We start from the raw sequence: 26,450 nt of genomic DNA, 5'->3' as shown, positions 1-26,450 counted from the left end.
CGTGCCGGATCCCCGACTGCACCGGCGCTGATCGCCGGCGTCACGCCGCATTTGATTTTGGCGGCGAATTTCGCTACCGCCTTTTCCCGTGGATACGCTCAGGGTCAGAGACGCCAAAGACGTCGAAGAGGTGGTGCGCGCGGCGATTGCCAACGAGCAGCCGCTCGAGATCATCGGTCATGGCAGCAAGCGCAGCATTGGCCACACAATGGCGACCAACGCCGTGCTCGACCTCTCCGCGCTGAATGCCGTCACCTCCTACGAACCCAACGAGCTGATCGTCACGCTCCAGGCCGGCGCCCCGCTGGCCGACGTGCTGTCGCTGATCGACGCCAAGAACCAGCAATTCGCCTTCGAGCCGATGAACACCGCGCCGCTGCTCGGCACGCCCGCGTTGGGTACCATCGGCGGCATGATCGCGGCCGGTCTCGCCGGTCCGCGGCGGATCAAGGCGGGCGGGGCGCGCGATCACCTGCTCGGGGCGCACGCCGTCTCCGGTTTCGGCGACAGCTTCAAGACCGGCGGCAAGGTGGTGAAGAACGTCACCGGCTACGACCTCTGCAAGCTGCTGGCGGGGTCCTGGGGCACGCTGTCGGTAATGACCGAGGTGACGCTCAAGGTGATGCCGAAGCCCGAAGCGGAGCGGACGCTGCTGCTGCGCGGGCTCGACGATGCCGTCGCCAACAAGGCGATGACCGCGGCGCTCGGCTCGCCCTTCGACGTCTCCGCCGCCGCGCATCTGCCGAAATCGGCCTTCCGGGCGAAGACCGACGGGCTGGGCGACATCGCCAGCCAGGGCGAAGCGCTAACCGTGCTGCGGCTCGAGGGCATCACGGCGTCCGCCGCGCACCGCGCCGGCTCGCTGCGCGAATTGCTGGCGCCGTTCGGAACCGCGACGCTGGTCGAGGATGTGGCCTCCGCCGCATTGTGGGCCACGATCCGCGACGTCCTGCCGTTCGCGGCCGGCGGTGCAGTTGGGGCCTGGCCGGTGTGGCGGATCGTTTGTCCGCCGGCTTCCGGCGCGGTGCTCGGGACCCAGCTGGCGCGCGAGACCGGCGGCGACATCATCTACGATTGGGGCGGCGGCCTGATCTGGGCCGCGCTGCCGCCGAAGGCTGACGCGCATGCCCCGGCCGTGCGCCAGCGTGCGGATGCTGTGGGCGGGCACGCCACGCTGATCCGGGCGGCCGAGGACGTCAGGCGCGGTGTCGACGTATTCCATCCGCAGGCGCCCGGCATTGCCGCGCTGAGCGATCGGGTCCGCGCCAGTTTCGATCCGAAAACCATTCTCAACCGGGGGCGGCTGACGCGGGGCGCTGCGGCATGAAGACCGAATTCTCACTGGCGCAGCTCGCCGACCCCGACATCGCGGAAGCCGACAAGATCCTGCGCGCCTGCGTCCATTGCGGCTTCTGCACTGCAACCTGTCCGACCTATGTGCTGCTCGGCGACGAGCTCGATAGCCCGCGCGGCCGCATCTACCTGATCAAGGAGATGCTGGAGAAGGACCAGACCCCGACGGCCGAGGTGGTCAAGCATGTCGACCGCTGCCTGTCGTGTCTGTCCTGCATGACGACCTGCCCCTCGGGGGTGAACTACATGCACCTCGTCGACCAGGCCCGGGTCAGGATCGAGCAGCGCTATCAGCGGCCGCTGACCGAGCGGCTGTTGCGCCAGGTGCTGGCCTTTGTCCTGCCGAATCCGCAGCTCTTCCGCACCAGCATGTGGCTGGCGCGCCTCGCCCGTCCGCTTGCCGTATTCCTGCCGACGCCGCGGCCGTCGGCGACGCCCGGCCTGATCCAGCGCCTCAAGGCGATGCTGGCGCTGGCGCCGAACCGTCTGCCGTCGCCCGGCCCGCTCCCCGGCAGCGTATTCGCGGCACTCGGCAAGAAGCGCGGCCGGGTCGCGCTGCTGCAAGGCTGTGCCCAGCAGGTGCTGGCGCCGCGCATCAACCAGGCCGCCATCAGCCTCCTCACCCGCCACGGCATCGAGGTTGTCCTGGTCCGGGACGAGCAGTGCTGCGGCGCGCTGACCCACCATCTGGGCAACGACCAGGATGCGTTGGCGCGGGCCCGCGCCAACGTCGCGGCGTGGCGAAAGGAAGCGGCCGGCGAGGGGCTCGACGCCATCCTGGTGACGGCCTCCGGCTGCGGCACGGTGATCAAGGACTACGGCTATCTCCTGCGCGAGGACACGGCGTTTGCCGCCGATGCAGCGCAGGTGTCCACGCTCGCCAAGGACATCACCGAATTCGTTGCCGGCCTCGAGCTCGCGACCACTACGCGACAGGACAATATCGTCGTCGCCTATCACTCCGCGTGTTCGTTGCAGCACGGGCAGAAAATCACGGGCCTTCCGAAAGAATTGCTTTCCAAGAATGGATTCGTGGTGAAAGATGTGCCGGAGAGCCATTTGTGTTGCGGCTCGGCGGGGACCTACAACATTCTCCAGCCCGAGCTTGCGGGCCGGTTGCGCGACCGCAAGGTCGCCAACATCGCAAGCGTCAAGCCGGACATGATTGCCGCGGGCAATATCGGCTGCATGGTGCAGATTGCCAGTGGCACGTCAGTTCCGGTCGTACACACGATTGAGCTTCTCGATTGGGCTACGGGCGGGTCGCGGCCGGCATTGAATGCCTCGAGCTAGCCTTCGTCCGGAGGTGACGGCTGAAGACGCCCGATCGACCATTGTTCGGCGGCAACAGGAGGACCACGATGGCGAAAGCGAAGAAGAAAAAAAGCAAGAAGGCCAAAAAGGCCAAGAAGGCCAAGAAGGCTGTAGCGGCGAAGAAGACCGCGAAGAGGGCAGCCAAGAAGTCCGCGAAAAAGTCTGCCAAGAAGTCTGCGAAGAAATCTGCCAGGAAGGCCGCCCCGAAGAAGGCCGCCAAGAAGGCTGCGAAGAAGTCGGCCAAGAAGGCTGCCAAGCCGGCTGCACCGAAGAAGGCCGCAAAGAAAGCGGCGCCGAAGAAGGCGAAGGCAGCTCCTGCGCCGAAGCCCTCAGCGCCGGTGGCGGCTCCGGCTCCGGAGCCCGCCGCCGAGACAAGCTGGGCGATGCCTTCGTCTTCTGCGGAGCCGACGCCGGCCGAAGGGCAGGGTTAGGCCCCGAGGGGCTCCCACGGTTAGGGTCCAAGTCAGGTCCAAGGTGAGGGCCAAGGCTGGGTCCATCCCGACGACAACGACCGACAACAGGAAGGCCGCGGCGGTGATGCTGCGGCCTTTTTGCATCGGCACAATGGTCGCCGCCCGGTTGTCGTTTCTCGCGTCAGTCCGATTCGTGGCACAGGCACCACTGCACCGGCGGCTCCCGTATTAATCCGGGCGGCTCTGTGCACTTTGGAATGAAAATAATGTGATCGAGAAGCAACACAGGCGGACAACCTTCTGTAGAATCGTCAGAACGCCTAAAAAGTCGGCAGATGCTCGTGATTTTTGCTTCACGGTTCGCATCCTCCCATCCAGATTGTCGCGGTAACGAAATTTTGCAGACACGTCGTACGCCCGGGGGGCTTCCGGGAAACCGACTGGGTAGAACTGGTGATGGGGATCGAAATGAAAAAAGTGGCTTTGTTGGCAACGGCGCTGGCAATGGTGACGGGTTCGGCTTTCGCGGCAGACATGCCGGTCAAGGCTCTGAAGGCCCCGCCGCCGCCCGCCTTTGACCCCTGGGATGTCGCCTTCGGCGCCGGCATCATGAGCGATTACATCTTCCGCGGCGTTACTCAGTCGAACCACAACCCGTCGGTCGCCGCCTATTTCGAGCCGCGCTACAACGTCAACAAGGACCTCCAGCTCTACGTCGGTGCGTCCGCGGAGAGCATCTCGTTCCCGAACCGCGCCGCGGCTGAAGTCGACATCTACGGCGGTATCCGCCCGACCTTCGGCATGTTCGCCTTCGACTTCGGTATCTGGGGCTACCTCTATCCGGGCGGAAGCTGCTTCGGTTCGCAGGGCACCCTCGCCCAGGGCAATTGCGGCACCGGCCTCGACAATTCGCAGGGCGCGATCGGCCTTCCGATCAACGGCAACTTCGCCAAGAAGGACGCAAGCTTCTACGAAGTCTATGCCAAGCTGAATCTCAACATCAACGACCAGTGGGTCGTTGGCTTCAACGAGTACTATTCGCCGAACTTCCTGAACCTCGGCGCCTGGGGTAACTACGCCTCGATCACCGCCAAGTGGACCGCGCCGAGCACCACGTTCGGTGCCAGCGGCGTCGGCATGTATGTGTCGGGTGAATTCGGCCGTCAGTGGCTCGGCACCTCCGACATCTTCTACGGCATTGCCGGCGACCCGCTGTACTCCAACGGCATCAAGGAGCCGAGCTACAACACCTGGAACGTCGGCGTCGGCTTCACCTACAAGGTGTTCACGCTCGATCTGCGCTACTACGACACCGACCTCTCGAAGGGTAACTGCAACGCCTTCACCAGCGACTTCTCGGCCACCAACTCCAGCCCCGGTTTCGTGACGCCGATCAATGGCGGCGCGAACGCGGCCACGGCGTTCGGCTCCAACTGGTGCAGCGCGGCCGGCGTCGCCAAGCTCTCGGTCGACCTGACGGCGATGACCAACCTGAAGTAAGTTTCTTCCCGAGACGACCTAACGAGGGCGGCAGAGCAATCTGCCGCCCTTTTGCTTTGGGCTTGGGCTCGTCTGTGAGAGCGCTCGGCCTGCATGGTTCGACACGCGCCGCCAGGCGGCGCTCCTCGCCATGAGGGTCGAGGATCTTGCCGCGATTACAGACCTCATCCTGAAGAGCCCGCCGGAGGCGGCGTCTCGAAGGGTGGCTGCAACGAAGGTCCTACCGAGGCTAGCCTCAGGCTTGGTTGTGTCACCTCAGCTCGCCGCGGTCGGCTCCGCCTGGGCCGGCTCGCCGTCCTTGCCGAGAACGTGGATCTCGCCGTCCTTCACCAACGCCACCTTGCGGGTGTGGAAGGCGTCGAGCGTCGAGCGGTGGCCGATCGAGACGATGGTGGCCTGCGGCAGCTTCTCCGCCAGCAGCCGGTACAGCCGGGCTTCCGATGGTTCGTCCAGCGACGCCGTGGCCTCGTCGAGGAACAGATAATCCGGTACGTGCAGGAGGGCGCGCGCGAGCCCCAGGCGCTGCTGCTCGCCGAGCGAGAGCGTCCTGTTCCAATGACCGTCCTCGTCGAGTCGCTCGGCCAGCTTCGGCATGCCGACCGCAATGAGTGCGTCCCGGATTTTCTCCGGTGCGACGGCGCCATGTTCTGCCGGGTAGATGACCGCGTCGCCTAGCGGGCCGATCGGGAAGTAGGGGCGCTGCGGTAGCATCATCAGCTTCGATTTCCCGGGTATGGCGATGGTGCCGGTGCCGAACGGCCAGACGCCGGCGATGGCCCGGAAAAGCGTCGACTTGCCGGAGCCCGACGGCCCGGTCACCAAGACCCGCTCCGCCGGTTGGATCGTGAAGGCATCGGCTGCGACCAGAGGCGCACCGTTCGGTAGCTTCACGAGCAGCTGCTTGAGCGCGATCGCCGTCGTGCTGCCGGATGGTGCAAGGCCGATGGTCGGCTCATGCGTCGGCGGGTGTGCGGCCGAGGCCACCGACATCTCGAAGCCGTCGAGACGGGCGACGATCGCGCGCCATTCCGCCAGCGCCCGGTAGGCCACCACGAAGAACGACAGCGCACCCTGGACGCTCGAGAAGGCCGATGCCGTCTGCATCATGTCGCCGAGCTGGATCTTCTTGGCGAAGAAGGCTGGCGCCACCAGCACGTAGGGAAAGATCACGGCAGCCTGCTGATAGCTCGCCGTGAACGCGGTGAGGCGCTTGGTCCGGCTCATGATGGCGTACCAGTTGCCGATCACGAAGCCGAAGCGACGGAAGAGACCGCCGCGTTCGGCGCCCTCGCCCTTGAGCAGCGCGATCTGCTCGGAATTCTCGCGGACGCGGACGAGGTTGAAGCGAAAGTCGGCCTCATAGCGCTGTTGCTCGAAATTGAGATTGACCAGCGGCGCTCCGATCCAGTGCGTCAGCGCGGTGCCGAAGATCGCGTAGATCAACGCGCCCCAGCACAAATAGCCGGGGATCATGAGATCGGTGCCGAACAGGTGCAGCGGCGCGGCGTTGGACAGGCCCCAGAGGATGATCACGAAGGAGAACAGCGTCACGATCGCCGAGAGCAGGCCCAGTCCGATCGTCAGGGTCTGCTCGACGAAGTTCTTGACGTCGTCGGTGATGCGCTGGTCAGGGTTGTCGGCCGCATCGCCCTTGAGCTGCATGCGGTAATGCGTGGAGCCGTCGAGCCATTCGCGGAGATAGTGTTGGGTGAGCCACTGCCGCCAGCGGATCTGGAGCCACTGGTTCAGGTACAGCTTGTAGACCGCCAGCGCGATCGCGGTGAAGGCGAGGCCGATGAAGATCCAGATCTGCGTGACGAAGGCGTCCCAGTCGCTGTTCTGGAGCGCGCTGTAGAACCGGTTCTGCCACTGGTTCACCAGCACGTCGATCGCGACCAGCGCCAGCTCGATTGCGATCACGGCGGCGAGCAGGCCGCAGCCTGCCCACTTGTCCTCCGAGCGGAAATAGGGGACGGCGATTCGCCAGACGATCGCGAGCGTGGCGCTGATGTTCTTCACAGAGCTCTGTCTCCTGAGGGGATGTGCACAACGGCCATAGGCCAAATGGCTGTGGCAACGGCAGAAAGCGCTTAGACTAAAGTCGCAAGTTCATCAATTTGCGTTGGCTTGTCGCAGCTTGCAACCCTAGCATGGGTACAACGGCGCGGGGTGGGGGCCTCCGGGACTTCGCGGGCTTGTGAGCGGACGGGAACCGCCGCACTCGCGAGGAATTCGCGTCCAGCTCGGGGGTTATCGCTTCCAGCGTCAAGCAGGTTCGGCTGTCCACGCGGGCCGCCTGCCGCAACAGGCGTGGGGGAGGAAGACCATGTGGAATCAAGTCTATGACCCGCTGCACAGCCCGGTGCTGTCGACGATCGCGGCGGCAATACCCGTCGTCACGCTGCTGATCCTGATCGCGAGCGGTCGCGTCCAGGCCCATATTGCTGCAATCATCGCCGTGATCGTGGCCAACCTGATCACGATCTTCGTGTTCACCATGCCGGCGAACATGTCGATCCGCGCCTCGATCCTCGGCATCGTGACCGGCTTCTTCCCGATCGGCTGGATCGTTCTCAACGTCATCTTCCTCTACCAGGTGACGGTCACCACCGGGCGCTTCGAGCTGCTCAAGCGCGCGGTCGGCGGCGTCACCGAGGACCGGCGGCTGCAATTGCTGCTGATCGCGTTCTCCTTCGGCGCGTTCTTCGAGGGAGCCTCGGGCTTCGGCACGCCGGTCGCCATCACGGGCGCCGTGCTGATCGGGCTCGGCTTCTCGCCGCTCGCGGCCTCCGGCCTGTCGCTGATCGCCAATACCGCGCCGGTCGCTTTTGGCGCGCTGGGCACGCCGATCCAGGGTCTTGCCTCGGTCACCGGGCTTGATCCCTACATCCTCGGCGCGATGGTCGGACGGCAGTTGCCGATCTTCTCTCTGATCGTGCCGTTCTGGGTGGTGTGGGCGTTTGCGGGTTGGAAGGGCATGAAGGACGTCTGGCCGGCGATCCTCGTCACCGGCGTGTCGTTCGCGGTCCCGCAATTCGTGATCTCGAACTTCATCAATCCCTGGATCGTCGACATCGGGGCGTCGCTGATCTCGATGGGCGCGCTGATCCTGTTCCTGAAGGTGTGGCAACCCAGGCAGCTCTGGTTGTCGCCGGCGCTGCGCGGGAACGATGAATCGGCCTCCACCATGGCTGCGGCCAAGCCGCTCGACAAGACGCCGCTGACGCAGAGCGAGCTGTTCAGCGCGCTGCTGCCGTGGATCATCGTCTGCATCGTGATGCTGGTCTGGGGCAATGGCGGCTTCAAGACCTGGGCGAACTCGATCTTCACCTGGAACTATCCCGTTCCCGAGCTGCATCAGATGATCAACAAGATGCCGCCGGTCGCGCCAGGGCCGACCAAAGAGAGCGCGGTGTTCGGCTTCACCTACCTGTCCTTCACCGGCACGGGCATGCTGATTGCCGCGATCATCTCCGGCTTCCTGATGGGTGTCGGTCCCGGCAGGCTGCTGATCCAATACGGCCGCACCATCCGGCTCTGCGCGATCTCGCTGATCACGATCTCGGCGATGCTCGCGATCGGTACGCTCACGCGGCTCTCCGGCGTCGACGCAACGCTCGGCCTCGCCTTTGCCGCAACCGGCGTGCTCTATCCCTTCTTCGGCACGCTGCTCGGCTGGTTGGGCGTGGCGCTGACGGGATCGGACACCGCTTCCAACGTGCTGTTCGGCAATCTGCAGAAGATTACGTCCGAGCAGCTCGGCCTGTCGCCGATCCTGATGGCTGCGGCGAACTCGTCCGGCGGCGTGATGGGCAAGATGATCGACGCGCAATCGATCGTCGTCGCCTCCACTGCCACCAACTGGTACGGCCATGAGGGCACGATCCTGCGCTTCGTGTTCTGGCACTCGATCGTGCTGGCCTCCCTGGTCGGCCTGTTCGTGACGTTGCAGGCCTATGTCTGGCCGTTCACGGCGATGGTGCTGAAGTAGCAGGTCACGCCTCGCTTCAACGCAAATCCCCGCAGGGCTTCGCTGCCTTGCGGGGATTTTTGCATCTAAAGCATGATCCGGAAAAGTGCGAAGCGGTTTTCCGAAAAGATCACGCTCAAACAACAACCTGAAGCGCGATGACGATTCGTCCCAATCTCATCGCGCTTTAGCCTCCGCGAACCTTCTCAACAGCGCCGCCGTCTTATAGAACGTGCCGCAAATCAGGTCGGTCGAGAGGTCTCATGGTTTCGCTCAAGCAGATGGCGTGTTTGGCGGTTGCAATGCTCGCGATGTCCACGCTCGCGCGTGCCGAGGACGGTTTTCCGTTCGGTACCGAGATGACGCTGGAGGCCCTGCCGCAGCCGGGCTCGAAGCGGATTCCGAACATCGAGATCGGCGACAATGGCGAAGTCGTGCTGGAGCTCTGGTGCAAGGGTGGCAAGGGCCAGTTCTCGGTCGCCGGCAACACGGTGATCTTCGTCCCCGGCCAGATCCAGGACCGTTCCTGTCCGCCGGCCAGGGCGCAGGCCGACGACGAACTCGTCGCGTCGCTCAGCAGCGTCGAGACCTGGAAGCGTCAGGGCGACGTACTGACACTGATCGGTCCCAAGCCGCTGCGCTTTCGCACGACGGGGAATTGAGGCGCGATCGCTGTCGTGCCCCGGCTTGACCGGGGCACCCAGTACGCCGCGGCCTCTCGATTCAACCACAACTGTCTCGGAGTACTGGATCGCCCGGTCAAGCCGGGCGATGACGGCGAGAGTGGGTGTCTACGCCTACTTCCACACCGACTTGTCGGCGTCCCAGCGCTGGCCTTTCAGCTCTTTCGCGAGCGCTTCGATCGAGCCGTTGTCGTCGGGCTGATCGCCTTCCTCGTCGGCCGAAGCGTCGTCCGAGAGATTGAGCTTGGCGCCGCTGCTCTCATCGGCGGTCGTGGTCGAGGGGCTGCCGATCCAAAGCATCAGTTTGTCGGTCGTGCCGGGCTTGTCGGGCGAGATGAGGCCTGCAACCTCGATCGTGTCGGTGAGCTCGAGTGCCGGAAAATCCTGGTTCGGCCGCTTGAAGACGAGCTTGAGCTTGCCGGTGGCCGGGTTGAAGCTGTGCGAGACCTGCTTTGCCGCAAGCGTCCGGCTCATCACGCCGGCGACGGCTGAGGCGAGCTTGTCCCGGCTGATCTTGTCGCCGTCGCGCCAGTCGGCCGCGGGAAAGCGGATGGTGCGGTCCATCTCGGTCATGCCCGCGGTCCAGCCCGCCGCGGTGACGCCGGGCATCGCCTTGAACTTCGCCAGCAGCGCGCCGGCGCGTTCCGGATCGACCGACATGTTGATGGTCTGCTCGCCGGCACGCAGCGCGTCGCAGCCGACGGTCAGGCTCGCCAGCGTCACCTCGACGTCCTGGCCCTTCAGGCTCTTCAGGAACTCGGTCGCCGCATCCAGCTTGACCTTGACCGCGATCGCTTCCGGAGAGACGTCGGTGAAATCCTTCGGCTGCGGCGTGATGCCGTCGTCGGAGGTCTGGTTGTCCTGAAATTCCTTCTCGCTGAGATCGGAATTGTCGGGCGAGGTGACCTCGGTCACGGCCTGGCCGATCGCGATCTGGCCGCGGAACTCGAACGTGTCGCCGGACTGTTTGCGCAGCAGCTTGACGGTGACGGGCGCCTTCTCGCCGAGGCTCTGGGTCGTGCCCGTCAGGTTCTGGCCCGCGACCTGGAGATTGACGACGAAGCGGTCCTTGCGGTCGGAATTCTTTGCGACGGGATAGCAGACGTCGAGCACGGCCGCCGTCACCGTCTTGCCCTGCCGCGTCTCCTTCAGGATCACGTCGGCATTGCCGTCCATCAGGCCGTCAATCGAGGTGAAATAGCGGGTCTCCGTCCCGCCCGGCGCCGTGGCCTTCGGCGACAGCTTCATCTGGGCCGATGCGACATCGGGCGAGACGGCAAGCAGGGCCGCCAAAAGGGCTGTCGAACAAACCAGAAGCGCACGCATCGATGAATCCTCGCGCAATCGAATCGGCGCGCCACCGTAGTGGGTTTTGGCCGCCGGTTGAATTGGAAAGCAGAAGGGGCAGGGTCGGCAAAAAAGAAGGCCGCCCGGAGGCGGCCTTCGCAACATTGTAACGGAACGGAGGCTTAGAAGCCGCCCATGCCGCCGCCGCCCGGCATGGCGGGCGGAGCTTCCTTCTTCGGCGTTTCGGCGACCATGGCCTCGGTGGTCACCAGCAGGCCGGCCACGGACGAGGCGTCCTGCAGCGCGGTGCGGACCACCTTGGCGGGATCGATGATGCCCTTCTCGACCATGTCGACATAGTCCTCGTTCTGGGCGTCGAAGCCGAAGGTCTCGGACTTGTTCTCCAGGATCTTGCCGACCACGATCGAGCCTTCCACGCCCGCGTTCTCGGAGATCTGGCGGATCGGGGCTTCCAGCGCCTTCAGCACGATGTTGATGCCGGCCTGGACGTCGGCATTGGCGTTGGTGAGACGGCCCACCGCCTTCTTGGCCCGCAGCAGCGCGACGCCGCCGCCGGGGACGATGCCTTCCTGCACCGCGGCGCGGGTGGCGTTGAGCGCGTCCTCGACGCGGTCCTTCTTCTCCTTGACCTCGATCTCGGTCGCGCCGCCGACGCGGATCACCGCGACGCCGCCGGCGAGCTTGGCGAGACGCTCCTGGAGCTTCTCACGGTCGTAGTCCGAGGTGGTCTCCTCGATCTGGGCCTTGATCTGGCCGACGCGGGCCTCGATCTCCGGCTTCTTGCCGGCGCCCTTGACGATCGTGGTGTTCTCCTTGTCGATCACGACCTTGCCGGCACGACCGAGCATCTTCACCGTGACGTTCTCGAGCTTCATGCCGAGGTCCTCGGAGATGAGCTGGCCGCCGGTGAGGATCGCGAGGTCCTCGAGCATGGCCTTGCGGCGGTCGCCGAAGCCCGGCGCCTTGACGGCGGCGACCTTGAGGCCGCCACGGAGGCGGTTGACGACCAGGGTGGCCAGCGCCTCGCCCTCGACGTCCTCGGCGATGATGACGAGCGGCTTGCCCGACTGCACCACGGCTTCCAGCACCGGCAGCATGGCCTGCAGGCCGGACAGCTTCTTCTCGTGCAGGAGGATGTAGGCGTCCTCGAACTCGGCGGTCATCTTCTCGGGGTTGGTGACGAAGTAGGGCGACAGATAGCCGCGGTCGAACTTCATGCCCTCGACGATGTCGACCTCGGTGTCGAGCGACTTGTTCTCCTCGACGGTGATGACGCCCTCGTTGCCGACCTTCTGCATCGCCTGGGCGATCATCTTGCCGATGGCGGCATCGCCGTTGGCCGAGATGGTGCCGACCTGGGCGACCTCGGAGGAGGCGGCGACCGGCTTGGCGCGCTTCTCGATGTCCTTGATGACAGCCGTAACCGCGGTGTCGATGCCGCGCTTGAGGTCCATCGGGTTCATGCCGGCGGCAACAGCCTTGGCGCCTTCGCGCACGATGGCCTGGGCCAGCACGGTCGCGGTGGTGGTGCCGTCACCCGCGGTGTCGTTGGTTTTGGAGGCGACTTCGCGCAGCATCTGCGCGCCCATGTTCTCGAACTTGTCCTCGAGCTCGATCTCCTTGGCGACGGTGACGCCGTCCTTGGTGATGCGGGGTGCGCCGAAGCTCTTCTCGATGACGACGTTGCGGCCCTTCGGACCGAGCGTCACCTTGACGGCGTTGGCGAGAATGTCGACGCCGCGCAGCATGCGTTCGCGCGCGTCTCCGGAAAACTTGACGTCTTTGGCAGCCATTTCTTCAATCCCTCGTGTTTCGTGATGTGTCTGCCGCTTGCGGAATGACCGAATGCCCGGATCGCGCGATCCGGGCATGACATTCAGCGGCTGTTCAGGCTGGCGGCTTTAGGCCATGACGCCCATGATGTCCGACTCCTTCATGATCAGGAGCTCTTCGTTGTCGATCTTGACCTCGGTGCCCGACCACTTGCCGAACAGCACGCGGTCGCCGACCTTGAGGTCGATCGGGATCAGCTTGCCGGCCTCGTCGCGGCCGCCGGGGCCGACGGCGACGACCTCGCCCTGGGACGGCTTTTCCTTGGCGGTGTCCGGAATGATGATGCCGCCCTTGGTCTTTTCCTCGGCGTCGATACGTTTGACCACGACACGGTCATGCAGCGGACGAAATTTGGATTTAGCCATGACGTTTCCCTTTGGAGGCTCGCTTCGGAAGGAATGGAAGTGGGTAGGGGCGGCGTCCGTCCACCCTCTTGCCGAGGATCGAACGGCGCGCTTAGCAATCGGGCTTTCCGAGTGCTAATAGTGCGCCCGGAAATATGGCTTGGCCGCGATCCTGTCAAGCAAGGGTGGTTAAGCGATTGGTGAGGCGGATATAGGATCGTGTCTATAGAAACATATTGGTCGCGCTGGCGTATAAAGGACGTCATTGCTCCGACAGCGGTTTTGCGCTTGGCTGCAGGAGGGATGCGGTCGGGGTCTCATTTGGGGGACGGTTTGCTCGGGGGAATGTCATGATCAGGTCAGCTCACGCACGCACGGTTGCCAATCTGGCGGCCGCCTCCTGCCTGGCGCTGCTGCTTGGCGCCTGTGGCGGCGGTATGAGCCTGCCGTCGTTCTCGTCGTCTTCGCCGCCGCCCGAGGCCGAGCCCGGCACCGGCCCGGAAATGCCGGCGAGCATCCGCGCCGACGAGATCGTCGGCCGCTGGGGTCTCGCCTCGTTCCAGAACCCGGCCGACCGTGCCCGCACCGAGGCCGCGGCCCGGGCGCAGTGCAAGAATCCCTACGTGATCACCGCCGGTTCCTCCGGCGGCGTGATCATGCATCTCGCCGACCAGGCGACGCCGCAGGAGCTGCGGCTGAAGGGCTCGCCCAGCGGCAAGAACTACATCGGCCCGGCGGGGCCCACCCCCGGCGAGCAGGACCGCGAGATCGTCTCCTTCGACGGCCGCGTCCTGATCACCCGCTTCATCGACAAGGACGCCGCCACCCGCTACGGCAACATGGTCTACGTCCGCTGCGCGCCAAGGGCGTAGTCTCTCTACTTCGTCATGCCCCGCGAAGGCGGGGCATCCAGTACGCCGCGGCTTTTCGGTTCTAGCCTCGCAGTTTCTGGAATACTGGATCGCCCGGTCATGTCCCGGGCTGAACATCAAGCCGGGCGATGACAGTGGAGGGGATGCTCCAAAAACAAAAAACGCCGGCTCTCGCCGGCGTTTTGTTTTTCCGTAATGCCGCGCCCGATCAGTCGAACAGCGCGTCGATGTCGTCCTGCGAGGCGTGGCCGACGTCGCCGGCGAGCTTGGGGCCGTTGAGGAGCTTTTCGTCCTCGCTGCGGGTGTCGGCCGGCGCGGGCACATGGGCCTTGATCGCGTCGACGCCGCCCCAGATCTCCATCATCGCATTGATGTGCTGCTCGATGAACTTCATCGTGGTCATGACCTTGCTGATGCGCTGGCCGGTCAGGTCCTGGAAGTTGCAGGCTTCGAAGATCGAGATGACGCGTTCCTGGATGTCGTCGGCGAGCCGCTTCTGCTGATCGGCCGATTGCACCTTGGACATCGCGCTGGCCGCCTGGTCGATCGATTCGGCGGCTTCGAGGATCTGCTGGGTCGCCTGCTCGGTGCCGCCGACGACCGCGCCGAGCTCGCCATTGACCTTGGCCATTTCGCCGCCGTCGAAGCTCTTGCCGTGCAGCGTCGCGATCTCGCGCTTGGTGCGATCGATGGCGTCGTGGATGAGGTCGAGCTCGACCTTCAGCTTCTCGCACTGCTCGATCTGCGCCCGGTAGGTATCGAGCATGGTACGAGCTTCAGAGAGCTCGTGGGCGGTGGAGGCGTCGATCGCCGCCATGGCCGCGCTGCCGGACAAGGGCACGGTGCCCTTCGCCATCTGTGCGCGGATCGCACGCAGCTCCGCCATGATCTCGTTATGCATCGGCGCAGCCTCCTCAATCATTTCGGGGCTGGGCATCTCGCCGACAATAGCCTCCTCGACACGAAAACGTTTGCGGTGAATAGCCATCAGGAACTCCCCCCACCTCACTCACGCGTCTTTGTAGACAGAAGCAATTTAACACGAGGTTCACAGCGGGAACTGTTGCGCGGCCGCACGCGACGGCGCGAAAGGAAGCGATTAACCATGGGCCTGCGGCGTTCATCGAAAATAAACGCTGATCGCCAAATTGCACCCTCGCTCGCGACGTGGTGAATCGAAACGGCTGATACGTTTACCAAACAAAACGGCTTTTGCTCTTTATTGACCACGTCGCGGTCGCCGGTCAGCCATCGGCTCTGCACGACGCATGGGATCTAGACGAAACAGTACAGAGTACGTCGATGTTCAAGAAAATGTCTGTCGCGCTGCTCGGCAGCGCTTGCACCTTCATTGCCGGCGCGAACAGCGCCAGCGCCTTCGACAATAGTGTGCCGAACGATCCGCCCGCGGTGCTCTACCAGCCGCAGGTGCAGCCGGCGCCGGTGCGTGTCGCCTCCAATGCGAATATGGGCGGCGGCTTCATCGAGTTCCTGTTCGGTGACGGTCCCGGCCGCGGCCCGGCCTACGCGCCGCAACAGCCGGTCTATCAGCAGCAGCCCGGCTATTACGACCAGCGCCGCCTGCCACCGATGGGCGAGCCGCAGATGCAGGGTGGATATCAGCAAGGCGCAGGTCTCCAGCAGGAGGCGGTCGATCCGCGCCAGCGTCCGTTCGATCCGAGATTCGAGAAGCAATCCGTCGACTATAGCGGCAAGGAAACTGCCGGCACCATCGTGGTCGATACGCCGAACAAGTTCCTCTATCTGGTCGAGGGCAACGGCCGGGCGATGCGCTACGGAATCGGCGTCGGCCGTCCCGGCTTCACCTGGTCCGGCGTGAAGTCGATCACGGCCAAGCGCGAATGGCCGGACTGGACGCCGCCGGCGGAAATGATCGCGCGCCGGCCCGACCTGCCGCGGCACATGGAAGGCGGCCCGGAAAATCCGCTCGGCGCGCGCGCGATGTATCTGGGCTCGACGCTCTATCGTATCCACGGCTCCAACGAGCCCTGGACCATCGGCACCAACGTCTCCTCAGGCTGCATCCGCATGCGTAACGAGGACGTCATCGACCTCTACGGCCGCGTCAATGTCGGCACCAAGGTCGTGGTGATGTGAGCGTCTGACGCTCGACATGAAAACGGCCGCCTCCCGGGCGGCCGTTTTTGTTTGTCGCGCTGATCGGGCAGCCTCACGCGTAGTCGCTGCCGCCATCGTCTCCGCCGCCGAAATCGCTGTCGTCGTCGGCTATGTCCATATTGCCGTTGTCGTGGTCGTTGTCGTCGTAGTTCTGATCGTTGTTGTTGTCCCGGTCGTTCGACGCCTGGTCGGTGAGGCCCTGGCGGGAACCGTCGTCGCGGTCGCGGTTGGAGCCAATGTCGTTGAGACCGGCATCGCGCGAGAGCGAGCCGCCGGACTGGTCGCTGCCGCCCCAGGGACTTCCACCAGCGCTGCGGTCGCCGAGCGCGTTGGTGTCGCCGAAGGCCTGCTGGTGCGATCCGCCCATCATGCCGCGGATGCTGGAGAGCAGCAGCGAACCGCCGACGACGCCGGCCGCGGCCGCCGCCGCCGTGCCGAGGAACGAGCCGCCGCCACCGCCCATCGGCGGAGCGCCATAGCCCTGACCCGGAGCTTGACCTGGACCTTGGCCGTAGGCCTGTCCATAAGGAGGCGGCGCGCCGTAACCGGGCTGTGCCTGCGGCATCGCCTGACCGGTGTTCCAGACCGGCCGCGCGTCACGCGGCGGCACGTTCGGAACCGAGCCGCGCGAGGGGCCTCCGCCGAACAGCGAGTCGCGCATGGTATCGAGGAAGCCGCCGGACTGCGCCTGCTCGGGCGCATGGGCCGCTTCCAGCTCCTGGATGCGGTTATGAGCACGCTTCAGCGCTTCGTCCTGCAATAGCGTGGTCTGCACCAGTGCGTAGACCGCGCCGGGGGCCTTGCGCAGCCCGTCGGAGATCGCGGCGATCGCGTCGGGATCCCGCGGTGCATTTTCCAGTTTCGAAAGCCGGTCGAAAAGCTCGTCGACGAGCTGGCGTTCCTGCGGCGTCATGATCAGTCTCCCTCGCTCAAACCAAGCGCGAGGCAGATGTAGGGTTCCATTGTGGCCCCAACAGTGCCGGCCGGATTAAATTTCGGTATGCGACAAGCTGCCCAGCGGCTTGCTTTCCGCCGGTTTCACCCCAGCGTGACGCCGCTGTCGGCCAGCAGGCGCGCAAACCCATCGCCTGAAAGATAAGCATGCTCGCGTTCGCGGACGTCGGTCATCGGATCGAGGCCGGTGAGGACATCGTCGACGAAGCCGGGGTGGCACATCACGAGGCCGCCATCGGGGAGGCCTTCCAGAAACTGCCGCATCAGCGCGCCGAAATCGGCCTCGCGCGCAAAATCATAGGCGCCGGCAAAGCCGGGATTGAAGCTGAGGCCGGCGCTGGCGGCGCGGCGGCGGAATTGCGCGCTCAGGATATCGAGCACCATGGCTTTTGGTGAGGCCAGCCGCTGCACGAGCGGCAGGTCGCGCCCGCCCTGGCGGACCCAGGCTTTCGGCGCGGCTTCGCTGACCGCATCGACAAAGCCGTCGCGCACCTGCGGATAGAGCTGCACATGCTGATGGCCGTCGACGAAGTCAGGCGCGCGCCCGAACGCTTCCGCGAACGCCGCCAGCTGCGCCCTGACCTCATTGCGAAAGAATTCGCGGTCGAGCCGGCGTGCAAGGCCGGCGCGCAGCAGTTTCGGGAACGGCATGAACATGTCGCCGTCCAGCGGTCGGAAATGCATGGTGAGCGGCCGGAACGGCGCCGACAAGGTCACGTGCAAGCCGATCGCGCAGCGCGGGCTCGCTTTCGCCGCCGTCTGGAGCGCCTCGATCTCGCCGCGCTCGATCGCCGGTCCCACCATCATCACCGAGGTGGCATTGAGACGGCCGCGTTCGATCAGGTCGCGGATGGCGCGATTGACGCCCGGGCTGATGCCGTAATCGTCGGCGCAGAGCCAGATCCGCCGCAGGCCCGCGGCCGCGCTCATTCGGCGGCCGTCCTCTTCGAGGCGTCGTCGGCCTTCCCGGTCTCGAAATGCTTTTCGCTGTGCTCGGCGACGAAGTAGATCGGGCGCGCCTTCAGCTCGGACAGGATCTTGCCGATATATTCGCCGACGATGCCGATCATGATGAGCTGCACGCCGCCGATGGTCATCAGGCCGATCACGAGCGAGGGATAGCCGGGCACCTGCTTGCCCGTGGTCCAGACTTCCCAGAGGATCGAGAGGCCGAACAGGAAGGCGCCGCCGGCGAGGATGACGCCGAGCAGGCTGGCGAAGCGCAGCGGTGCCACCGAGAACGAGGTCACCCCTTCGATCGAAAGACCGAGCAGGCGCGCGGCGCTGAAGGTCGTCACACCATGGGTGCGCGGCGCGGGCTCGTAATCGACGCGGATTTGGCGGAAGCCGATCCAGCTCGCGAGGCCTTTGAAGAAGCGGTTACGCTCCGGCAGCTGCCTGAGCGCTGCGACCGCGCGCGGCGACAGCAGGCGGAAGTCGCCGGCGTCTTCAGGAATCTTTTGGCGCGCGCCCCAATTGATCAGCGAATAGAACCCGCGCACGGCGACGCGGCGCAGGAAGGGCTCGTTGTCGCGATGCGCCTTGGCGGTATAGACGACGTCATAGCCGTCCTCGATCCAGTGCCGCACCAGCTGCTCGACCAGGGCCGGCGGATGCTGGCCGTCGCCGTCCATGAACATCACGGCGCCGAGCCGGGCATGGTCGAGGCCGGCCATCAGCGCGGCTTCCTTGCCGAAATTGCGCGACAGCGACACCACCTGAACGTCGACCGCGTCGGCCGGCAGCGACCGGGCGATCGAGAGCGTCGCGTCCGCGCTGCCGTCGTCGACATAGACGACTTCGCAACGCAAGCGATAGCGCTGCTGCAAGGTCTTGGCGAGATCGCAGATGCGCTGGTGCAGGGCGGCGAGGCCCGCCGCCTCGTTGTAGACGGGGACGACAATCGACAACCCCTTCGCGGCGGCACTGGCCGCGGTGGTCGTCATGCCGGAAACGTCAGAGCCCAGCGTCATTGATCAAGGTTCCAGAGGCGTCCATGGTTCTCAACAGCATATGGTAGCTGCCGTTTGCTGTCGCTACGCTGAACGGACCTGAGGCTCACTGCCGCAGGAATGCCTCGAGCTTGGCGAACAGCGGGTTCTCCCGGTCGAACACATAGTCGAGCGAAACCACCGAGACGGTCTCGGCGCCATGCTCGCGCAGGAAGCTCGCCAGCGCATAGAGCTGACCCGGCGGACAGTGCAGCGTCAGCATGCCCGACGAGGTCGGCCCTCCGAACGGGGCCTCGACGCCGAAGCGCTCGTGGGCTTCGCCGAGCAGGGCGGCGTCGCATTGCTGGAAGCGGGTGCGGACCTCGCGGTATTTGTTGGCCCGCGCCCTTGCTGCGATGTGATCGAGGATGACGCGCGCGGTCTCCCGCGCCTGCGGCGACCAGTCGGCATCCCTAGAGGCGACCAGATTGGCCTGGCTGCGCAGGATCACGCCGTCGTCGAGCACCCGCAAGCCGTTGGCGGCGAGCGTCGCACCGGTCGTGGTGATGTCGACGATCAGCTCGGCGCTGCCGGCCGCGGGCGCGCCTTCGGTCGCGCCCGCGCTTTCGACGATGCGGTAGTCGGTGATGCCGTGGCTCTGGAAGAAGGTGCGGGTGAGGTTGATGAACTTGGTCGCGACCCGCATCCGCATGTGATGCTGCTCGCGGAAGCCGGTGGTGACGTCGTCGAGGTCGGCCATGGTGCGGACGTCGATCCACGCCTGCGGCACCGCGACGACGACGTCGGCATAGCCGAAGCCGAGCCCGTCGATCAGGGACACGCGCTTGTCGGCATCCGCGATGTTCTCGCGCACCAGGTCTTCGCCGGTGACGCCGAGATGCGCAAAGCCGCGCGACAGTTGCGAAGCAATCTCGCTCGCCGAGAGATAGGCGACCTCGACATTGTCGAGGCCTGCGAGCGTGCCGCGATAGTCGCGCGCACCGCCGGCCTTCGACAGCTTGAGCCCGGCGCGGGCGAAGAACGCCTCGGTGTTTTCCTGCAGGCGGCCCTTGGAGGGAACGGCCAGGACGAATGGCGCGCTCATGACTTAAGCTCCCACCTTGCGGCCGATCCGGGTCAGCGCGTCGACCCAGACCGAGAAGCCGACCGCGGGGATCGGCTCGGCCGATCCGAGCTGGGTCATCAGCCCGTCATAGCGGCCGCCGGCCACCAGCGGCTCGGCGCCGTTGCCCCTGTGATGCAGCTCGAATTCGAAGCCGGTGTAATAGTCGAGGCCGCGTCCGAACGCGGTCGAAAAGCGCGTCTGCTTCACGTCGATGCCGCGCGCGGCCATGAAGCCGACCCGGCTTTCGAACTGGTCGACGGCAGCGCTGAGGTCGAGCTTCGCGTCCGTGGTGAGCGCGCGGAGTTCGGCGACGGCATCGTCGGGATTGCCCGCGATCGACAGGAAGCGCTTGAGCACGGCGATCGCCTCGCGCGGCAGCGCGCCGCCCTTCAGCGTCGACTGCTCCAGGAAACGGTCGGCGATCTCGGCCGTGGTGCGGCCCCCGACATTGGTGGTGCCGGCGATCGACATCAGATCGGTGACGAAGGCGAGCGCAGCCTTGCGGTCGGAGCCGGCGAGCGCGGCCAGCACACCCTCATATTCGCTGCGGGTCGCGGTGGTCGCGGCCGCCAGCTTCTCCAGATCTTTTTCCAGGCTGATCTTGCGGTTGAAATCCTTGACCAGGCGGCGGCGCCACACCGGATAGAGGTCGAGCGCATCGAGCAGGGCGTTGAACAGCGCCACGTCGCCGGTGCGAATCTCGACATCGCGGACACCGAAGGCCGCGGTCGCTTCCAGCGCCAGCGCCAGCATCTCGGCATCGGCCGCAGCGCGGTCCTGGCGGCCGAACGATTCGATGCCGGCCTGAAGAAACTCGCTGGCCTGGCCGCTGCGGTAGCGGAACACCGGGCCGAGATAGCTGAACCCGGCCGGCTGGCCGGCGCGGCTCGAGGTGAGGTAGTCGCGGGCGACGGGAATGGTCAGGTCCGGGCGCAGGCAAAGCTCCTCGCCGGACAGGTCCGTCGTCAGGTACAGGCTCTTGCGGATGTCCTCGCCGGAGAGGTCCAGGAACGGCTCGGCCGGTTGCAGAATCGCGGGCTCGGCCCTGACATAGCCGGCCTGCGCGAACGACAAGAGCAGCGTATCCGCCCAGGCGGCGGAGCCGGCAGCATTTGAGGTGGCAGTCGCGGTCATAACAGGGGTCCATCGTCCCGGTGGAACCGGGCAGGGCGAAAGAAGGGAGGCGAATTGGCGCAGGCCTTAGCATGGCGCGAAAGCGGTTTCGACCTCCAAAGGATCAATCGCTTAACGGCTTTGGAGGCGGGACGCAGCGATCTGTCAGAAGGTATTTTGGGTATTTTAATACCTAGGGCGGGAAGGGCTTGGTTTTCACTCAGTCTGGCCAGGGAGATCTCTGGGCGCATCGCCAAGCGATGCATCGGTCGAGGCGAAGGCAAGCCCTGCGGTTTCGGACGCGGCGTGATCTGCGAGCTCCTCGGCAAGCTCGAGAATTCTCTGCCTCCTGCTCGGGTCCCTTATGCCGAGAAATGCCTTGATGAGCCCGAGCTCCTCGCGTCGCCGCCTGTCCGATGCAACATCGTCGTCCATGGCCATGTCGTCCTGCGCGACAGCCTCATTGCCCGTCGCTGATTTTTGTCCGCGCATGCGACTCAATGCAGCAACCGCAAGCTCAACGTCACATTGAGAAATTGAGGAGGACAGGCAAGTCGTCGCATACTCATATTGGGTATGGCGGATGACCCGTTCGCTGCTGCCTTCGCTTACAATGTGAATGTTGGTTTCGATTCATGCGCAATGCATCAGACGCTATCCGGACGGTCTCGCGGCACACGCTGGCCTATATGCTGTTTTCGATCAGCGAGCTGTTCCGGCACTACGACGAATTCGATCCGCTGGACCTACTGATCGTTCATGCGATTCTCAACGCGAACGTCATCAATGTGATGAACGATCCGTCGCTGGACGAGAGATTCTCCAGCATTCACGCGGTCGAGCCGGATGCGATCAAGCAAGGGGTGTCCCGCGCGGCGCTCTCTCGCTTCCTCAGCCTGCCGCTCGAGACGGTTCGCCGTCGCGTGACGGGACTTAAGAGACGAAAGATTCTCGCCGAAACCAAGGCCGGGCTCATCGTGACCGAGCAGAACGCATTCAGGTTTGGAAACAATCACGAACTGCAGAAGACTAATATGCTGCTGCTCACAAAACTGCTTCGCGATCTCAAGCGCGCCGGCATCAACGGGCCGGATGATCTGCGTGCCCCCAAGGGCGCTGCATCGACAAGGAAGGCGAAGTAAGCGGCAGGATATGGATCAAAGCCTTCTCGATACTGCTCGCGATGGAACGCAAAGAACAGCATTAGACGGCTTGCTGTCGTTCCAGGGTCTCAAGCCATCCGCGGCTCTCGAGCTCCGATCGTACGACATCGATCATTTCGGAGAGAGTGAGAGATATGTCGGCGCATCCAGCATGCCGCTGTCGGCCGGGGCGACTGCAATCAAGCGTGCCCAGCTCAGCCTGCCGGTCCTGACGCTGTCTCTGGTGAAGACCTTCCCGCGGATCATCCGCGGTTATGATCTGGCGCACGCCATCGCGGTGGCGGTGCCGATGGACCATGTGACCTCCACCCGCATCAACGGGCAATCAATTGGCAGCTCCATACTCGTTCTCAAGGGGAGATCCGATTGCCTGGTCTATGAGCCGGCGGGGCGTTTGTGGGCTGTCGCCTATTTCAGCTCGCCCGAGCGCGAGCCCTGGTCTCAGCTGGATGACGGCTATCATTTGCTGAGTCCGGCATCGGAAGTACTTGCCTCCCTGCATGGCTCGATTTCCACGACGCTTGAAACCGCGGCACATGATCCAGACTTCCTGAACGAGCCGACGTCGCGAACGGCGGTCGAACAATCCCTGTTCGCCGCAATGGATGCTGCCATTCGGTCCAACGTGAAGCGCGGGCCCATGCACTCCACGACGGACAGCTATCAGCGGATCGTCGCAGAGATGGAACGATTGATCCGCCACGATCTCGCGATCTGGCACAAAACGACCGAACTGGCAGAGCGGGTGGGCGTGTCCGTTCGGACCCTCCAGAGTGCGACGCAGGCCATCTGCGGCATGAGCCCTCATCGCTACAGCCGGGTCTTGCGCCTCTGGTCGGTACGAAAGCAGCTGCGCACCGGCCCGGCTCGTCGCAGTGTGAAGGCCTGCGCAATCGGCCATGGCTTCTGGCATCTGAGCGAGTTCGCAGCGAGCTACAGGGCGGCTTTCGGAGAGCTGCCGTCCGAGACCCTGCATCGGTCGAAGCGAGAGGTCATCTGAAGCGCGAACCTGTAGAGCCGCCGCGCGCGAATCGACGTTAGGTTCGCTTGGTTAGGTGCCGTCCCAATCGCCCAGCACTGCCTGCACCAGCGCCAGCGCCGCCACCGCGGCCGTGTCGGCCCGCATGATCCGGGGTCCCAGCGCCAGCCGCAGGATTTTCGGCTGCCGCAGCAGCAGGGCGCGCTCTTCTTCGGCAAAGCCGCCTTCGGGGCCGATCAGCGCGTCGATGCCAATTCTGCCTTGGTCATGTCCGGCTTCGCGCGCGTCTTGCAGGCTCTGAATGGGGTTTTGGACCTCCGCCGCCTCATCGCAGAAGATGAGCAGCCGGTCGGCAGGGCGCTGACTGAGATACCGGTCCAGCGGCACCGGCTCGGCGACCGTGGCGATGCTGAGGATGCCGCATTGCTCGGCGGCCTCGACGACATTGGCGCGCATCCGCTCGGTGTTGACCCGCGAGGCCTGGGTGAAGCGGGTCAGGACCGGCTGAAGCGTGGCAGCGCCCATTTCGACGGCCTTCTGGACCATGTAGTCCAGCCGGGCATGCTTGAGCGGGGCAAAGACGTAGGTGAGGTCGGCGAGCCGGTCCTGCGGCCGGGCCTGCTGGAGGATGACGAGGCCGTCCGGCCGCTTGCGGCCTTCGATCGCGGCCTGCCACTCGCCGTCGCGGCCATTGAACGCCAAAACCTCGGCCCCGGCGGCCAGCCGCAGCACATTGCCGAGATAATTGCTCTGGTCGCGGTCGAGCGGAACCCTGGCGTCCTGGGCAAGGGGGACATCGACAAACAGGCGGGGGGCGCGAAAATCGTGGGAGGGCATCGTTCAAAGGTCCAATTTGCCGCCGTTATTAACCGAAAGCCGCCATTTCGGGGGTAAATATTGCCGAATCGGTGCGTCGGCGCGCCGCGCTCTTGCCCTATTCGACGGGTTGTTAAGGGCCGGCGGGAATCGTAAAATCGCGAGCACGCTGGTTGCGCTTCAATTGGGAAGACGCCAAGCCCCGTAAGCTCCTGCCGGAGAGACTGCCTTGATGATCCGTCATTTGATGGTTCCGATCACTGCCGCCATGGTCACCTTGGGCGCCGCGGGTGCCCACGCGCAGGGCTTCCCTGCGCCGCTGCCTGGCCAAGCCCCAACCAGTTCCGCGTTTCCGCCCGTGAACGGCTCGGCGCCGAGCGCTTCGGTCGGTGCAGCGCCCCAAGGATCGTTTCCCGTCAACGGCGCCGCGCCCGTCGGTGGCGCAGGTGCCTTCAGCGCCGCCCCGCCGACGCAAGGCGGTCCCGGCGAGGACTGCATGAAAACCTTCATGCCGCTGCGCGAGGAAGCCGAGAAGCGCGGCAAGCTGATCAAGGCCGCGAGTGATCGTCACGCCGCGCCGGAAGAAGCCTGCAAGCTGATCCGCAATTTCAGCCAGGCTGAGACCAAGATGATCAAGTACATCGAGGCCAACGCCTCGAAGTGCGGGATTCCGGCGCAGGTCAGCGCGCAGATGAAGGACGGCCACAAGAACACCGAGGCCATGGCGACGAAGGTCTGCAACGTCGCGCAGCAGATGCAGAACCAGCCGCGCGGTCCGGCCGGTCCGTCGCTGAGCGAGGTGTTGGGTTCTGGCTCGGCGCCTGAGGCCAATGCCGGCAAGAAGGGTGGCAGCACCTTCGACACGCTCAACGGCAACGTCCTCACCCGATGAGTGACACATCCGCCCGCGTTGCCGATTCCACCGGCAACTGGGTCGATACGCTCGCGCCGCAATGGGCGCGGCCTTATTTGCGCCTGTCGCGCTTCGATCGTCCGATCGGCTCCTGGCTCCTGTTGATGCCGTGCTGGTGGTCGGCGGCGCTCGCGGCGGGCATGGCGCATGATGTCCGCGGCCTGCCGCTCACCATCGTGCTGTTCTTCATCGGCGCCTTCGTCATGCGCGGAGCAGGCTGCACCTGGAACGACATCACCGACCGCGATCTCGACGACAAGGTCGAGCGCACCCGCTCGCGGCCGCTGCCGTCGGGCCAGGTGACCACGAAGCAGGCGCTGGCCTTCATGGTCGCGCAGGCACTGACCGGTCTCGTGGTGCTGCTGCAATTCAACCGCTTCGCGGTCCTAACCGGCATTGCCTCGCTTTTGATCGTCGCGATCTATCCCTTCATGAAGCGCATCACCTGGTGGCCGCAGATCGTGCTCGGCCTCGCCTTCTCCTGGGGCGCGCTGATGGGATTTGCCGTCACCTTTGGTCGCATCGAATTGACCGCGCTGGTGCTCTATGCGGGATCGATTTCGTGGGTGATCGGCTATGACACGATCTATGCGCACCAGGACGCCGAGGACGACGCGCTGATCGGCATCAAGTCCACCGCGCGGCTGTTCGGCGCGCACACGCACCAGGCGCTGATCCTGTTCTACGGGCTTGCGGTGATGCTGATCGGCGTCGCGCTGGCCTCAGGCGATGCGCGCTGGCCGGCCTGGCTCGGGCTTGCGGCGTTCGCCGTGCATCTGGCCTCGCAGATCGTGCGGCTGGATATCAGCGACCCCTTGCTCTGCAAGCGCCTGTTCTTCTCGAACAAGTATGCGGGCTTCCTGCTGTTTGCGGGATTGCTGGTCGACGCGGTGATGCGGGCGGCGTAGCCCGTAGGGTGGACAAAGGCGCTCTTGCGCCGTGCCCGCCATCTTCCCGGGATTGAGATAAAAAAGGTGGGCACGCTTTCGCTTTGCCCACCCTACGGCACTGTGCGTGCCGTTCAATTCCTTGCGATGATCTCGCGTTCGCCCTGATGAACCGACAGCTCGCGCGTCATGGCGGTGCGCCGGCGCATCAAAAATTTCGGACGGCGGGCGCGGATCGCGTTGGCGCGGCGACGGCGCGGCGTGGGCTTGCGGGCACCTTCGTCGAGCTGCGGAAGCGCGAATAGCTCGCTCCAGATCGCCCAGGCCTCGGCGAGTTCGTCGCCATCGGTGCTGACCAGCAGCGGAACGGACAGCGAGGGATCGCGATGCACGAGGACGAGGGTCTGCGCCTCGTCATTGCCGCGCAACGCAACGCCGATGAAGTCGCTGACGCGGACGTTGATCGCCATCTGCATGCCGCGGACGGCACGGCGCAGCACGACACGCTCGCGATGAAGCTCGATCTGTCTGGTGTATCCGTCGGCGCGCGGATCGTGCGCATCGAAGCGGACCGGAAGGGAAAGAGGGTCGAGCCGCAAGCTGCGGCCCGACCCGGCGGGAGCGATCCCGCTTGTTGCTGTTTGACGCCTCACGGCTTTAGTTCTCCCCGCCGGGATTATGTTCCCGGTCGATGCGAGGACCTTAGCGCGCGCCGTTCCGAAACCACTTAAAAAGGCTGGTTAATCCAGCGTCACCGCCGCTCATGATTGACAAGACCTTGGCACGCATGATTGACGAGACGTTGCGCCGGACTTGCGAATCTGAGCTTTTTGCGGGCT

25 protein-coding genes are annotated in these 26,450 nt (G+C 64.9%); 12 read left to right on the top strand and 13 right to left on the bottom strand.

Translation table 11 applies throughout. The annotated features are described in order from the left end of the window. Positions 1 to 88 precede the first annotated feature (88 nt). From AB7G19_RS37060 to AB7G19_RS37045, 4 genes are all read left to right on the top strand, one after another. Positions 89 to 1,327: an FAD-binding protein gene (locus tag AB7G19_RS37060; protein WP_085403381.1), complete on the top strand. Its 1,239-nt coding sequence runs from the start codon at positions 89 to 91 to the stop codon at positions 1,325 to 1,327. Further along, a complete protein-coding gene (glcF, locus tag AB7G19_RS37055) occupies positions 1,324 to 2,646 on the top strand; it encodes a glycolate oxidase subunit GlcF (protein ID WP_085403380.1) in 1,323 nt (440 codons plus the stop codon). Before AB7G19_RS37060 ends, glcF begins: the two co-directional genes overlap by 4 nt. A 68-nt stretch (positions 2,647 to 2,714) precedes the next feature. Next, positions 2,715 to 3,098, top strand: a complete 384-nt coding sequence (locus tag AB7G19_RS37050) for a histone (protein ID WP_441268767.1) — start codon at positions 2,715 to 2,717, stop codon at positions 3,096 to 3,098. Between the two features lie 450 nt (positions 3,099 to 3,548). Continuing rightward, complete coding sequence (locus AB7G19_RS37045) at positions 3,549 to 4,580, top strand: TorF family putative porin (RefSeq protein ID WP_071909500.1); 1,032 nt, start codon at positions 3,549 to 3,551, stop codon at positions 4,578 to 4,580. 255 nt (positions 4,581 to 4,835) lie between these two features. Here AB7G19_RS37045 and AB7G19_RS37040 read toward each other — a convergent pair whose 3' ends face one another. Next, positions 4,836 to 6,599 carry an ABC transporter ATP-binding protein/permease gene (locus AB7G19_RS37040; RefSeq protein WP_085403379.1) on the bottom strand — a complete coding sequence of 588 codons (1,764 nt, stop codon included), beginning with the start codon at positions 6,597 to 6,599 and terminating at the stop codon, positions 4,836 to 4,838. A 307-nt stretch (positions 6,600 to 6,906) separates the two neighbouring features. Between AB7G19_RS37040 and AB7G19_RS37035 the strand changes: the two genes are divergently transcribed. After that, positions 6,907 to 8,571, top strand: coding sequence for an L-lactate permease (locus AB7G19_RS37035; RefSeq protein WP_135214805.1), 1,665 nt, complete (start codon positions 6,907 to 6,909; stop codon positions 8,569 to 8,571). A 242-nt stretch (positions 8,572 to 8,813) separates the two neighbouring features. Next, positions 8,814 to 9,212, top strand: coding sequence for an META domain-containing protein (locus AB7G19_RS37030; RefSeq protein ID WP_063985629.1), 399 nt, complete (start codon positions 8,814 to 8,816; stop codon positions 9,210 to 9,212). A gap of 135 nt (positions 9,213 to 9,347) precedes the next feature. Here AB7G19_RS37030 and AB7G19_RS37025 read toward each other — a convergent pair whose 3' ends face one another. From AB7G19_RS37025 to AB7G19_RS37015, 3 genes are all read right to left on the bottom strand, one after another. After that, the gene (locus AB7G19_RS37025; RefSeq protein ID WP_135214806.1) at positions 9,348 to 10,559 is read right to left on the bottom strand and encodes a hypothetical protein; all 1,212 of its coding nucleotides are present in this window, start codon (positions 10,557 to 10,559) and stop codon (positions 9,348 to 9,350) included. Positions 10,560 to 10,702: 143 nt separating this feature from the next. Then, entirely contained in the window at positions 10,703 to 12,334 is a 1,632-nt protein-coding gene (gene groL, locus AB7G19_RS37020; protein WP_071909505.1) for a chaperonin GroEL, read from the bottom strand. Between the two features lie 108 nt (positions 12,335 to 12,442). Next, on the bottom strand, positions 12,443 to 12,739 hold the full coding sequence (locus AB7G19_RS37015) for a co-chaperone GroES (protein ID WP_014491914.1): 297 nt from the start codon (positions 12,737 to 12,739) through the stop codon (positions 12,443 to 12,445). A 329-nt stretch (positions 12,740 to 13,068) separates the two neighbouring features. On the opposite strand from AB7G19_RS37015, the gene AB7G19_RS37010 reads away from it, so the two are divergent. After that, entirely contained in the window at positions 13,069 to 13,590 is a 522-nt protein-coding gene (locus AB7G19_RS37010; protein WP_063985626.1) for a hypothetical protein, read from the top strand. 208 nt (positions 13,591 to 13,798) lie between these two features. Here AB7G19_RS37010 and AB7G19_RS37005 read toward each other — a convergent pair whose 3' ends face one another. Continuing rightward, positions 13,799 to 14,578, bottom strand: coding sequence for a protein phosphatase CheZ (locus AB7G19_RS37005; RefSeq protein ID WP_028157918.1), 780 nt, complete (start codon positions 14,576 to 14,578; stop codon positions 13,799 to 13,801). Between the two features lie 314 nt (positions 14,579 to 14,892). Here AB7G19_RS37005 and AB7G19_RS37000 point away from each other — a divergent pair, with 314 nt between their 5' ends. Beyond that, the gene (locus AB7G19_RS37000) at positions 14,893 to 15,708 is read left to right on the top strand and encodes a L,D-transpeptidase (RefSeq protein ID WP_085403376.1); all 816 of its coding nucleotides are present in this window, start codon (positions 14,893 to 14,895) and stop codon (positions 15,706 to 15,708) included. Positions 15,709 to 15,781: 73 nt separating this feature from the next. Here AB7G19_RS37000 and AB7G19_RS36995 read toward each other — a convergent pair whose 3' ends face one another. From AB7G19_RS36995 to AB7G19_RS36970, 6 genes are all read right to left on the bottom strand, one after another. Beyond that, the gene (locus tag AB7G19_RS36995; RefSeq protein WP_085403375.1) at positions 15,782 to 16,642 is read right to left on the bottom strand and encodes a DUF2076 domain-containing protein; all 861 of its coding nucleotides are present in this window, start codon (positions 16,640 to 16,642) and stop codon (positions 15,782 to 15,784) included. 125 nt (positions 16,643 to 16,767) lie between these two features. Next, complete coding sequence (locus AB7G19_RS36990; RefSeq protein WP_085403374.1) at positions 16,768 to 17,613, bottom strand: ChbG/HpnK family deacetylase; 846 nt, start codon at positions 17,611 to 17,613, stop codon at positions 16,768 to 16,770. Next, positions 17,610 to 18,656 carry a glycosyltransferase family 2 protein gene (locus AB7G19_RS36985; protein ID WP_063985621.1) on the bottom strand — a complete coding sequence of 349 codons (1,047 nt, stop codon included), beginning with the start codon at positions 18,654 to 18,656 and terminating at the stop codon, positions 17,610 to 17,612. The genes AB7G19_RS36990 and AB7G19_RS36985 overlap by 4 nt, the downstream gene beginning before the upstream one ends. Positions 18,657 to 18,741: 85 nt before the next feature. Then, positions 18,742 to 19,719, bottom strand: coding sequence for an ATP phosphoribosyltransferase (hisG, locus tag AB7G19_RS36980; protein ID WP_028153072.1), 978 nt, complete (start codon positions 19,717 to 19,719; stop codon positions 18,742 to 18,744). A gap of 3 nt (positions 19,720 to 19,722) precedes the next feature. Then, positions 19,723 to 20,874 carry an ATP phosphoribosyltransferase regulatory subunit gene (locus AB7G19_RS36975; protein ID WP_028157923.1) on the bottom strand — a complete coding sequence of 384 codons (1,152 nt, stop codon included), beginning with the start codon at positions 20,872 to 20,874 and terminating at the stop codon, positions 19,723 to 19,725. Positions 20,875 to 21,069: 195 nt separating this feature from the next. Next, a complete protein-coding gene (locus AB7G19_RS36970; protein ID WP_225048619.1) occupies positions 21,070 to 21,288 on the bottom strand; it encodes a hypothetical protein in 219 nt (72 codons plus the stop codon). 254 nt (positions 21,289 to 21,542) lie between these two features. Between AB7G19_RS36970 and AB7G19_RS36965 the strand changes: the two genes are divergently transcribed. Next, complete coding sequence (locus AB7G19_RS36965; protein WP_223153845.1) at positions 21,543 to 21,995, top strand: hypothetical protein; 453 nt, start codon at positions 21,543 to 21,545, stop codon at positions 21,993 to 21,995. Between the two features lie 10 nt (positions 21,996 to 22,005). Next, positions 22,006 to 23,016 (top strand): helix-turn-helix domain-containing protein, encoded by a 1,011-nt coding sequence (locus AB7G19_RS36960; RefSeq protein WP_441268766.1) that lies wholly within the window; start codon positions 22,006 to 22,008, stop codon positions 23,014 to 23,016. Between the two features lie 51 nt (positions 23,017 to 23,067). On the opposite strand, the gene AB7G19_RS36955 is transcribed toward AB7G19_RS36960, so the two are convergent. Further along, entirely contained in the window at positions 23,068 to 23,832 is a 765-nt protein-coding gene (locus AB7G19_RS36955; RefSeq protein WP_085403371.1) for a 16S rRNA (uracil(1498)-N(3))-methyltransferase, read from the bottom strand. A 211-nt stretch (positions 23,833 to 24,043) separates the two neighbouring features. Between AB7G19_RS36955 and AB7G19_RS36950 the strand changes: the two genes are divergently transcribed. Further along, entirely contained in the window at positions 24,044 to 24,703 is a 660-nt protein-coding gene (locus tag AB7G19_RS36950) for a hypothetical protein (protein ID WP_085403370.1), read from the top strand. Continuing rightward, positions 24,700 to 25,632: a 4-hydroxybenzoate octaprenyltransferase gene (gene ubiA, locus AB7G19_RS36945; RefSeq protein WP_063985616.1), complete on the top strand. Its 933-nt coding sequence runs from the start codon at positions 24,700 to 24,702 to the stop codon at positions 25,630 to 25,632. The genes AB7G19_RS36950 and ubiA overlap by 4 nt, the downstream gene beginning before the upstream one ends. A gap of 113 nt (positions 25,633 to 25,745) precedes the next feature. Here ubiA and AB7G19_RS36940 read toward each other — a convergent pair whose 3' ends face one another. Continuing rightward, on the bottom strand, positions 25,746 to 26,264 hold the full coding sequence (locus AB7G19_RS36940; protein ID WP_071909513.1) for a DUF6101 family protein: 519 nt from the start codon (positions 26,262 to 26,264) through the stop codon (positions 25,746 to 25,748). Positions 26,265 to 26,450 lie beyond the last annotated feature (186 nt).

Origin of the sequence: Bradyrhizobium sp. 215_C5_N1_1, assembly GCF_052075935.1 — a bacterium.
In the GTDB taxonomy this organism is placed as follows: domain Bacteria; phylum Pseudomonadota; class Alphaproteobacteria; order Rhizobiales; family Xanthobacteraceae; genus Bradyrhizobium; species Bradyrhizobium barranii.
The sequence above is the reverse complement of the archived record's forward strand: the minus strand, read 5'-3'. Positions and strand labels throughout refer to the sequence as shown.

Bases quoted from the DNA above. Each gene is read 5' to 3' on its own strand.
- AB7G19_RS37000 (WP_085403376.1), top strand. From the start codon at position 14,893: ATGTTCAAGAAAATGTCTGTCGCGCTGCTCGGCAGCGCTTGCACCTTC.
- AB7G19_RS37045 (WP_071909500.1), top strand. From the start codon at position 3,549: ATGAAAAAAGTGGCTTTGTTGGCAACGGCGCTGGCAATGGTGACGGGT.
- AB7G19_RS36960 (WP_441268766.1), top strand. From the start codon at position 22,006: ATGGATCAAAGCCTTCTCGATACTGCTCGCGATGGAACGCAAAGAACA.
- AB7G19_RS36955 (WP_085403371.1), bottom strand. From the start codon at position 23,832: ATGCCCTCCCACGATTTTCGCGCCCCCCGCCTGTTTGTCGATGTCCCC.
- AB7G19_RS37005 (WP_028157918.1), bottom strand. From the start codon at position 14,578: ATGGCTATTCACCGCAAACGTTTTCGTGTCGAGGAGGCTATTGTCGGC.
- AB7G19_RS37030 (WP_063985629.1), top strand. From the start codon at position 8,814: ATGGTTTCGCTCAAGCAGATGGCGTGTTTGGCGGTTGCAATGCTCGCG.
- AB7G19_RS36990 (WP_085403374.1), bottom strand. From the start codon at position 17,613: ATGAGCGCGGCCGCGGGCCTGCGGCGGATCTGGCTCTGCGCCGACGAT.
- groL (WP_071909505.1), bottom strand. From the start codon at position 12,334: ATGGCTGCCAAAGACGTCAAGTTTTCCGGAGACGCGCGCGAACGCATG.
- AB7G19_RS36970 (WP_225048619.1), bottom strand. From the start codon at position 21,288: ATGGACGACGATGTTGCATCGGACAGGCGGCGACGCGAGGAGCTCGGG.
- glcF (WP_085403380.1), top strand. From the start codon at position 1,324: ATGAAGACCGAATTCTCACTGGCGCAGCTCGCCGACCCCGACATCGCG.
- AB7G19_RS37025 (WP_135214806.1), bottom strand. From the start codon at position 10,559: ATGCGTGCGCTTCTGGTTTGTTCGACAGCCCTTTTGGCGGCCCTGCTT.
- AB7G19_RS37035 (WP_135214805.1), top strand. From the start codon at position 6,907: ATGTGGAATCAAGTCTATGACCCGCTGCACAGCCCGGTGCTGTCGACG.
- AB7G19_RS37015 (WP_014491914.1), bottom strand. From the start codon at position 12,739: ATGGCTAAATCCAAATTTCGTCCGCTGCATGACCGTGTCGTGGTCAAA.
- AB7G19_RS37010 (WP_063985626.1), top strand. From the start codon at position 13,069: ATGATCAGGTCAGCTCACGCACGCACGGTTGCCAATCTGGCGGCCGCC.
- AB7G19_RS36985 (WP_063985621.1), bottom strand. From the start codon at position 18,656: ATGACGCTGGGCTCTGACGTTTCCGGCATGACGACCACCGCGGCCAGT.
- AB7G19_RS36950 (WP_085403370.1), top strand. From the start codon at position 24,044: ATGATCCGTCATTTGATGGTTCCGATCACTGCCGCCATGGTCACCTTG.
- AB7G19_RS36995 (WP_085403375.1), bottom strand. From the start codon at position 16,642: ATGACGCCGCAGGAACGCCAGCTCGTCGACGAGCTTTTCGACCGGCTT.
- AB7G19_RS36965 (WP_223153845.1), top strand. From the start codon at position 21,543: ATGCTGTTTTCGATCAGCGAGCTGTTCCGGCACTACGACGAATTCGAT.
- AB7G19_RS36975 (WP_028157923.1), bottom strand. From the start codon at position 20,874: ATGACCGCGACTGCCACCTCAAATGCTGCCGGCTCCGCCGCCTGGGCG.
- ubiA (WP_063985616.1), top strand. From the start codon at position 24,700: ATGAGTGACACATCCGCCCGCGTTGCCGATTCCACCGGCAACTGGGTC.
- AB7G19_RS37050 (WP_441268767.1), top strand. From the start codon at position 2,715: ATGGCGAAAGCGAAGAAGAAAAAAAGCAAGAAGGCCAAAAAGGCCAAG.
- hisG (WP_028153072.1), bottom strand. From the start codon at position 19,719: ATGAGCGCGCCATTCGTCCTGGCCGTTCCCTCCAAGGGCCGCCTGCAG.